This is a genomic window from Massilimicrobiota sp. mt181, assembly GCF_055420065.1.
This window is the reverse complement of sequence record NZ_JBVAYN010000041.1, coordinates 1-8,999: the sequence shown is the minus strand read 5'-3', so window position 1 is coordinate 8,999 and position 8,999 is coordinate 1. Positions and strand designations below refer to the sequence as shown.

The 8,999-nt window shown below is 30.8% G+C and carries 7 protein-coding genes; 5 read left to right on the top strand and 2 right to left on the bottom strand.

Features of this window, described 5'->3' with window-relative positions; translation table 11 throughout:
- The first annotated feature begins 500 nt into the window (after positions 1-500).
- Complete coding sequence (locus ACZYT4_RS13600; protein ID WP_463786782.1) at positions 501-1,274, top strand: ParA family protein; 774 nt, start codon at positions 501-503, stop codon at positions 1,272-1,274.
- Complete coding sequence (locus tag ACZYT4_RS13595; protein ID WP_463786780.1) at positions 1,261-2,145, top strand: ParB/RepB/Spo0J family partition protein; 885 nt, start codon at positions 1,261-1,263, stop codon at positions 2,143-2,145. Before ACZYT4_RS13600 ends, ACZYT4_RS13595 begins: the two co-directional genes overlap by 14 nt.
- A 19-nt stretch (positions 2,146-2,164) precedes the next feature.
- Here ACZYT4_RS13595 and ACZYT4_RS13590 read toward each other — a convergent pair whose 3' ends face one another.
- Positions 2,165-3,451: an ABC transporter ATP-binding protein gene (locus ACZYT4_RS13590; RefSeq protein WP_463786777.1), complete on the bottom strand. Its 1,287-nt coding sequence runs from the start codon at positions 3,449-3,451 to the stop codon at positions 2,165-2,167.
- The gene (locus ACZYT4_RS13585) at positions 3,423-4,739 is read right to left on the bottom strand and encodes an FtsX-like permease family protein (RefSeq protein ID WP_463786775.1); all 1,317 of its coding nucleotides are present in this window, start codon (positions 4,737-4,739) and stop codon (positions 3,423-3,425) included. Before ACZYT4_RS13585 ends, ACZYT4_RS13590 begins: the two co-directional genes overlap by 29 nt.
- Positions 4,740-4,981: 242 nt before the next feature.
- On the opposite strand from ACZYT4_RS13585, the gene ACZYT4_RS13580 reads away from it, so the two are divergent.
- The 3 genes from ACZYT4_RS13580 (at position 4,982) to ACZYT4_RS13570 (ending at position 8,922) form a co-directional block, all read left to right on the top strand.
- A complete protein-coding gene (locus ACZYT4_RS13580) occupies positions 4,982-5,815 on the top strand; it encodes a DegV family protein (RefSeq protein WP_463786773.1) in 834 nt (277 codons plus the stop codon).
- A 75-nt stretch (positions 5,816-5,890) separates the two neighbouring features.
- Positions 5,891-6,235, top strand: coding sequence for a DUF5684 domain-containing protein (locus ACZYT4_RS13575; RefSeq protein ID WP_463786771.1), 345 nt, complete (start codon positions 5,891-5,893; stop codon positions 6,233-6,235).
- Between the two features lie 29 nt (positions 6,236-6,264).
- Positions 6,265-8,922, top strand: coding sequence for a DEAD/DEAH box helicase family protein (locus ACZYT4_RS13570; protein WP_463786769.1), 2,658 nt, complete (start codon positions 6,265-6,267; stop codon positions 8,920-8,922).
- The last annotated feature ends 77 nt before the right edge of the window (positions 8,923-8,999 follow it).

Sequence of the window (8,999 nt, the reverse complement as noted above, 5' to 3'; positions counted from 1 at the left end):
AAAATGAGAAGTTCGGGAAAATCTCGAACTTTTTTTGTAGACAATTGATGAAATTTCTTCTATTATAGAAAAGCTCTATAAAAAAATGTAGAAGTATGCTATAATACAACCGTTAAAATCAAATGAAAGAAAATATAACAGGGAAGTTATATTGATAATGAAAAGATTTTCTATAACATTGATGAATAAGAAATATATTTTCCAATCGCTATTGGTTTTACCATGATGGATTTTTTAATGTTATAGGAAAATATATAAAATAAATGTTGATTCAGACATGTTTTGACAATCAAAAAAAGTATATTATATATAGATAATATTAATAGTTGTGTTTGTTTTATTGAGTTTCAATAGTTAATTTATAAAGAATAGGTTATATAAATCGTCATTTTAGGAAGATGTACACAGAAATATTGCTTCTTCCTTTTATTACCTATATTTATTAGTCATATAGGATTGTAGTATGAAAAAATAAGAAATAAAGTGAAGGAGGAAAAAAGATGTCAAAGGTTATCGCTGTTACAAATCAAAAGGGTGGAGTAGGAAAAACCACAACCAGTGTTAATTTAAGTGCAGCTCTTGCGTATATGGGGAAAAAAGTTTTATTGATAGATATTGATCCTCAAGCAAATGCGACACAAGGATTAGGTGTAGATCGTTCATCTTTAGAATATACAATATATGATGCAATTACACAAAATATGCCTATCAAAGACATTAAGATACCTTCTGGAGTGGATAACCTTGATATTGTTCCTGCTAATATAGATTTAGCTGGTGTTGAAATAGAATTATCACAAGTGAAGTCTGGAAGAGAACAAAGATTGAAATCGGCTTTAGGTGATGATAAAAAACAGTATGATTATGTGATTATTGATTGTCCACCAGCATTAGGTTTATTAAATACAAATGCTTTGACAGCAGCTGATTCTGTTTTGATACCTGTGCAATGTGAATACTATGCATTGGAAGGATTAACACAGTTATTGAATACGATACTATTAACGCAAAAAGTTTTTAATGAAGATTTAACTATTGAAGGTGTTTTGTTGACAATGTTGGATGCAAGAACAAATTTAGGTGTTGAAGTGTCTCAGGAAGTCAGAAAGTATTTTAGAGAAAAAGTCTATGATGTTGTGATTCCAAGAAATATTAAGTTATCCGAAGCACCATCAGAAGGATTGAATATTTTTGATTATGATGCTCATTCTGAAGGAGCTAAGGCGTATGCAAAACTTGCAAAGGAAGTGGTGAAACGTAATGGCCGCAAGTAAAAAGAAAAAGAGTGGTTTAGGAAAAGGGTTAAATGAACTGTTTCAAGGTGAAGATATTCAGACAATGATAGATGCGATTGAGAAGAAACCATCTCAATTTGCGCAAGTTCAAGTCCCAATTGATCAGATTCGACCAAATCCATATCAACCAAGAAAGCATTTTGATGAAGAAAAATTAAATGAATTAGCACAATCTATTAAAGAACATGGTATTTTTCAACCGATTATTTTAAAAGAAGCTATTCAGGGATATGAAATTGTTGCTGGAGAGAGACGTTATCGTGCTGCATCTTTAGTTGGTTTGAAAGAGATTCCTGCCATTATTGTTGATTTTACTGATCAACAGATGATGGAAATTGCTTTACTTGAAAATATTCAAAGAGAAGATTTGAACGCTATTGAGGAAGCACAGGCTTATCAGAATATGATGAAAAAGTTAAATCTGACACAAGAAGAATTAGCCAAACGCATTGGAAAATCAAGAGCCCATGTTGCCAATACAGTGAGACTTTTAAAAATGCCACAGAAGTTACAGAATTATGTTTTAGAAGGTACTCTCACAATGGGACATATTAAACCTTTAATCACTATTGATGAAAAGAAAGCTTTAGAAGTCGCTAAAAAAGCTATTGACCAGCAATTATCTGTCAGAGAAGTGGAAGATATTATCAAAGGAATTAAACTTCAGGAAGCAAGAAAAGCAAAACCGAAAGAAGCTAAACCTCAAGAATATGTTTATGTTGAAGGTTTATTAAGAAAAAAATATCGTACGAAGATTAAAGTTGATGATCATACCATTACTTTAAAATATACAGATACTAAAGATTTAAACCGTATTTTAGAGTTAATGGGAGTTATTGAAGAAGAATAGAAGAGGTGTGATGCCTCTTCTATTTGTATTTAAGTAAGTCTTTATGAGTTCTGCGGTAGTATTTTGTACGTTCATAGTCATGTGGATACTGATGATAAGCCTCTTCAATATGACGAGGGTCATCAAGAGGAATTTCAAGTTGATGAAAATGTTGAATAATATCAATAAAATCATCTTTATTCTTTAACGTGAATTTATAAATACCTTCATCACTGATACAATCTAAAGTGACTTTAAAGGTATAATCACTAAATAAACCAAATTGTACAAATTGGGCAGTTAAATCCATCTTTATTTCTTTAATATCTTTCAAATCAAAAGATATATCATCATTACGAACGTTCTTAAATTCTGCATGAGAGCCACGAATATATAAAGGTGTACTGTTTTTTAAAATATTATTATCGATAGGATGACCATCAATGATCATATAGACAGTTTGTCTTGAAACATATTCTTTTTTCTTGTCTTCAACTTTCATAGTTATATCTTCATGAGTGTTAGTGTCTTGATAAGAAATTTCGTCTTTATCAAATTCATAGAGAAGTGTATCTTGATGAACAACCTGATTGATTTTTTCCAGGAAAGATTTTTGAGAAGCCTGATTTTGATGAATTGTTGTTTTCACTCCACCATCATAGATGTAAATCATTGTTTTTCCATAGCTGGCAATGACAGGATCATGTGTAACCAGAACGATAGTTGTGCCTTGATGATTCAATTGTGATAAGAAACTTAATAATTTATGAGAATTTTTAGAATCTAGGTTACCTGTTGGTTCGTCACAGAAAAGAATTTCAGGTTGATTAACTAAAGCACGAGCAATTGCGACTCTTTGACATTCTCCACCAGAACATTCATGCGGGAATTTATCAAGAATATCTTCAATTTCAAGCATCTTGGCTAAATCCATGACTTTCTTCTCAATTATTTTTGCTTTCTGTTTTCCTAGTATAATAGGAGCAGCTATATTATCATAGATAGATAAGTAGGGAATCAGATTATGATTTTGAAAAACAAAACCTGTTTTTTGATATCTAAATTCACATAATTCATCTTTACTCATTGTTGAGACACTTTGATGAAAGACTTTAATATCACCACGTGTCACCTGATCTAATGTAGATAGGCAATTCAATAGAGTGCTTTTACCAGATCCAGAAGGCCCCATAATACATATAAAATCACCTTGTTCAAGTTGAAAATTGACATTATTCAAAGCATAAATATTTTTTCCACGTTTTAAAAAGATATCTTGGTCATAAATTTTAGAGATATTATTCGCTTCTATTAAGATATTTGACATGATCTGAAACCTCCTTAATACATTGTTTTTCTTTAATTATCATCAATATCAAAAACATGAAGTAGATAACGATATATAAAATTTCTAGTCCTGTCATAATGCTTTTTGATAAATAACCTTGCATGACAATGTAGGAACCTAAATAGTGAATATAAATCAAAGGAATAATGATAACAAGAAAGATAAATAATATATTTTTAAATAGTGATATTTTAAATAATTGTTTTTGATTGTAACCTAAAGCATATTGTGTGGCATAGATATTGAAGGTGGATTTGAGGTATAAGGAAAATTTAATAATAAGACACAACAGTAGCATGATCAGCATCATCATGAAACACGGAATAATAAATGCATTGATATTTGAAGTGGTTTCACCCATTAACAAGAACATAAACATCACAGGGACAACGATTGCGTGAATATTGGCAATTGAGACAAGTTGATTGGTTAAATCAATGAATCCAGAAATGCTGTAGAAAAGAAATGGATGTTGTAAGATACTTTGATGACATATATCAAATAAGAGAGGAATAAATGTATTGATAATGATAATCATGGAAGCAAGACTCAAAGAAAAATATATGAGTTTATTTTGTAATAGTGTATCAGTTATTAGAGCATATAAGGCATAAAAGAAAATATAGATTGCAAAAAAGGATGTAATGACTTGAGTGATAGGGAATTTTCTTTTTAAGGAATGTCTGCTCATAGCGATGAGATAGGGAGCACCTTTTTGGACTGATTTATGATTGATTGTTGTAGAAAGATGACATTCAATCTGTGTAAATTGTTGGGTACTGACAGCTAGTACCAAAATAACAGTTATAATAAGGAAACAGAAATAAAGAAATAGATTGTTGCTCAAATCAAAATGAAAAGAAAATGTCATTTGCAGAATATGGAGTAAACTATTGATGGCATACATCAAAAATAAACCCAATATGATGCCTAATCCAAAAGCAATAATAAGAAGAATAGCATATTGTAAAATCAGATAGATAAATAAATCTTTTGGTTTTCTTCCAAACAGTAATAACATTGAAAACTCTTGTTGTTTACTTTGAATAAAATATTTTGTAATAAAAACACTTAATACAACTGCAATGGCTAAAGCCAAAGTTGGAATACTGCTGAGTGAGAGCATTGTCATATAATTAGAAGTCGCAATACAATCATACATAGCGATTAAACAAAACTCAAAAGCAGCTAAAACAGTTAAAAGAATCAATAACAATAGGTAGTCTTTCTTTTGATTGGTGACGACTTTCTTTATGAATTCAAACATATATCTTCCCTCCTGATATTATTGAACACTATTGAGTTACTCTATAGTCAATAGTTTTTTTATTTTCTACTTATATCATACAACTATAAAAAAATAATTTAAATAATTCTTGATATTATAAATAAAAAATGTAACAGTATTATCTCTATTAAATATAGTTTTAAAAACTACATTTATATTGACATCGATATTAATCTTTGTTACTTTATAAGAAAGAGATTATAGATTCGAGGAGATAAGTTATGAAAATTATGACTGACACAGGGGCTTTGTTGTCACCACAAGAAGGAGAAAAAATGGGAGTAGAAGTTCTTCCATTAAATGTAATCGCCGATAAGAAAAGCTATAAAGAATATGTTGATATCACAAGTCAGGAATTTTTAGAAATTGTTAAGGAAGGTCATGTTCCAAGTTCTTCGCAGCCTTCTATTGGTGAAACGATTGAAATGTTTGAAAAATATCCAGATGAAGATATATTGGTTATCAATATGGCTGATGGACTATCTGGAACTTATCAAAGCACCATGAGTGCTAAGGCAAGTGTAGATCATGGAGACAATATTCATATTATAAATTCCATGACTTTATGTGGTCCGCAAAGATATCTTGTGGAAAAGGCTGTGGCTTTAAGAGATAAAGGTATGGATATTCATCATATTATGAAAGAATTACATAAAAGTATAGCGGCAGAGAAATCATTTTTAATCCCTCAAGATTTTGGATTTTTAAAACGTGGAGGACGTTTAACCCCTCTAGCAGCAACGCTTGGTGGTATGTTAAAGATTACACCCATTATGACCACAACAAAAGATGCAAAACGATTGGAAAAATATGCAATGAAAAAAACTTTTAAAAGTGCTGTCAAAGAAATTATAAAAGCATTTCAGGAATTAGGTGTAAATGAAGATTTTAAAATCTATGTGACTCATGCTGGAGTACTTAAACAGGCGCAAGATGTTGTGAAACAATTACAAAGTGTTTTTGAAAATACCATCATTGAAATATATGAGCTGTCTCCTGTTTTTATTGCTCAAGGAGGACCTGGATGTATTGCTATACAGGCAATTAGAATGTAATTTGATGGGAATATGGGTTATTGGCTATTGTCAATAGCCTTTTATGTTATAATTAGAAAAAGGGATGGTGCTTATATGCATGAGTTTATGAAAATATTTTTAACAGGTGGATTTTTTATATCGTTGATTAGTATTATAGCATGGTGGCAATTGTTTAAGAAAGCACACCTGAAAGGATGGTATGCTTTGATTCCTATTTATAATATTTATTCTTTTTGTAAGATGGTCACAAGTTCTGGATGGACAATGATTATTTTACTGATTCCTTTTGTCAATATCATCTTTATTATTTATCTGCTCATGAGATTATCATATGCATTTGGACATGGTTTCTTATTTGCTTTAGGATTATTTTTCTTTTATCCACTATTTATATTGATTTTGGCTTTTGGATTATCACAGTACAGAAGACTATCTTAAATTTGTTTCAAAAATAAAGGGGTGAAAGAATGAACTGCCAAGATATTTTAAAGTTCCAAGGAAAATGGAGACATTATCAACAAAATGTATTGAATCAATTTGATATTTATAAACGTGACCAAAAGATTCATATTGTCGCAGCACCAGGGTCTGGGAAGACGACATTAGGGATTGAAATGATGAGAAAAATTAATAAACCAACATTAATCCTTGTGCCTACAATTACGATTCGTCAGCAGTGGGTGGGAAGAATCAATGAGGCTTTTTTGATTGAGGGATTGAATAGTGATGATTATATTTCACAAGATTTAAAACATTTAAAATTAATTAATGTCTCTACTTACCAATCTATTCATAGTGCTATGAAAAAAGTTCAGGCGAAAGAAGATGAAGAAAACATAGACTATCATGACTTTTCATTAGTTGAAGCGATGCAAAAGGCTGGTATTGAAACATTATGTTTAGATGAGTGTCATCATTTAAGAACAGAATGGTGGAAAGCATTGGAAGCATTCAAGAAACAGGTCAATTTTTCTTTTACCATTTCTTTGACTGCAACACCACCCTATGATTCTTCACTTTCTATGTGGAACAGGTATATAGATATGTGTGGAGAGATTGACGTTGAGATTACAGTGCCTGAGTTAGTCAAAGAAGGCAGTTTATGTCCGCATCAGGATTATGTGTATTTTAATTATCCAACAAAAGAAGAAACTACTCAGATTAAAGCTTTTGAAGATCGGGTTCACGATGTTTTTCAATTCTTAATGAAAGATTCAAGATTAGAAAAGGCTATTCAATCACATCCCTATGCTTTATCTGTGGAACATTTAGATGAGGCTTTAGAAAATCCTGCATATTTATCATCTATCCTGATTTATTTAGAAAGTAAACAGTTATCATATCCAAAAGAATATTCGAAAATATTAGGAACAAAAAAATTAGAAGACATGTCAGAAAAATGGTTAGAAATATTATTACAAGGATTTTTCTTTGATGATTGCCAATCTTATACAATTGACGAAAAAGATTTTCATGAGCTTTATCAGTATGTCAAATCACATGGATTGATAGACAAAAAGAAAGTCGTTATGCAGGTAGATATTGCTTTTGAAAAAATGCTTATTTCATCTGTAGGAAAAAGTGATAGTATTCGTGAGATTGTTTTTCATGAATATGAACATATGCAGCAAGATTTGAAATTGTTAATACTCACAGATTATATTAAATCAGAATATGAAAAAGCTATTGGAAATGATCAAATGAGTGTTCATGCTTTAGGGGTTTTGCCATTTTTTGAAATGTTGAGAAGAGAAAGCAAGAAACGTAATCAACCCATACAACTAGCGGTATTGTGTGGTTCAGTTGTGATTATTCCTACGTCTTTGAAAGAACAGCTGTTAAATCTTGTTTCACAAAAAGAGGCAGTCATCTTTAAGCCATTTCATCTTGTTGATGATTATATTCAAGTTGATACGAAAAATCATCAACACCAAATTGTAGAAGCTGTCAGTACACTGTTTGAACAGGAAAACATACAGGTATTAATTGGAACAAAGTCATTACTTGGAGAAGGGTGGGATTCACCTTGTGTGAACACTCTGATTTTAGCGAGTTTTGTAGGTTCATTTATGTTAAGCAATCAAATGCGTGGAAGAGCGATACGTACTTATGCTAAAAATCCTAATAAAGTCAGTCATATTTGGCATCTGGTATGTGTCCCACCAACAAAAGGAATTATTAATTCTCGTCAACAGATTAGTGATACTGAAAGTGATTTTGAAAATCTTCAACGCAGAATGGAACATTTCTTAGGACTTCATTATGAACAAGATTATATTGAAAATGGGATTAAAAGATTAACAGCTATTCAATATCCATTAAATAAAAATAATATGAAAAAAACCAATCAAAAGATGTTTCAATTATCCTCATCTCGCTCTCAATTACAACAAAGATGGCAACATTCTTTAGCTATTTATGACAAGATAGAAGTGGTGGATGAAGTAGAAACAGAAAATCAGGAGATTACAATTGTTTTATTGCATGATGCGATAAGACATGTCATACTGATTGCGTTGAGTTTCATTATCACTTTCATTATAGGAATTGTGATAGCAAAGGTATTGCATATACGTAATACCTATATGATTTACGCTGTATTTACATATATTTTAGCAGGTGTTATCAGTGTATTGTGGAAATTAAAAGGAGTCTTTACGTTGATGAATCCTTTAAAAAGATTACAGGCATTTGGTGATGGAATCTATCAGGCTATGCTTCGAATGCATTTGTTTGAAATGATGAATTGTCGTGTTCAAAGTGACTCAGAAGCTGTTTATCATGCAATTTATTTGAGCGGTGGAACAGCACATGATAAAACATTATTTGCAAAATGTGTGAATGAATTTTTTGATGAAATCGATAATCAAAGATACATTCTGTATAAACAATCTCGAAGACATCGAATGGATGGATATTTTGTTGTGCCAGAAGTTTTTTCAAAAAGAAAAGAAGATGCTTTGATTTTTGCACAATGTATGAAACCTTATATTGGAAAATATGAACTTATTTATACGAGAAATGAAAGAGGTAGAAAAATTTTATTACAAGGACGCAGATACGCACTGGCCAATAGACAGAATCGATGTCTGACAAGAAAGAAAGTCAAAGGTGCTTTAGAATAAAATAATTTGAAAATAGAGCTTTCAAGTTATGAAAATGAATATGAAAAAGTAGGAATATTGATTATAATATAGAAAAA

Excerpts from the sequence above, each read along its gene's own strand:
- ACZYT4_RS13600 (WP_463786782.1), top strand. The coding sequence starts at position 501 with ATGTCAAAGGTTATCGCTGTTACAAATCAAAAGGGTGGAGTAGGAAAA.
- ACZYT4_RS13595 (WP_463786780.1), top strand. The coding sequence starts at position 1,261 with ATGGCCGCAAGTAAAAAGAAAAAGAGTGGTTTAGGAAAAGGGTTAAAT.
- ACZYT4_RS13590 (WP_463786777.1), bottom strand. The coding sequence starts at position 3,451 with ATGTCAAATATCTTAATAGAAGCGAATAATATCTCTAAAATTTATGAC.
- ACZYT4_RS13585 (WP_463786775.1), bottom strand. The coding sequence starts at position 4,739 with ATGTTTGAATTCATAAAGAAAGTCGTCACCAATCAAAAGAAAGACTAC.
- ACZYT4_RS13580 (WP_463786773.1), top strand. The coding sequence starts at position 4,982 with ATGAAAATTATGACTGACACAGGGGCTTTGTTGTCACCACAAGAAGGA.
- ACZYT4_RS13575 (WP_463786771.1), top strand. The coding sequence starts at position 5,891 with ATGCATGAGTTTATGAAAATATTTTTAACAGGTGGATTTTTTATATCG.
- ACZYT4_RS13570 (WP_463786769.1), top strand. The coding sequence starts at position 6,265 with ATGAACTGCCAAGATATTTTAAAGTTCCAAGGAAAATGGAGACATTAT.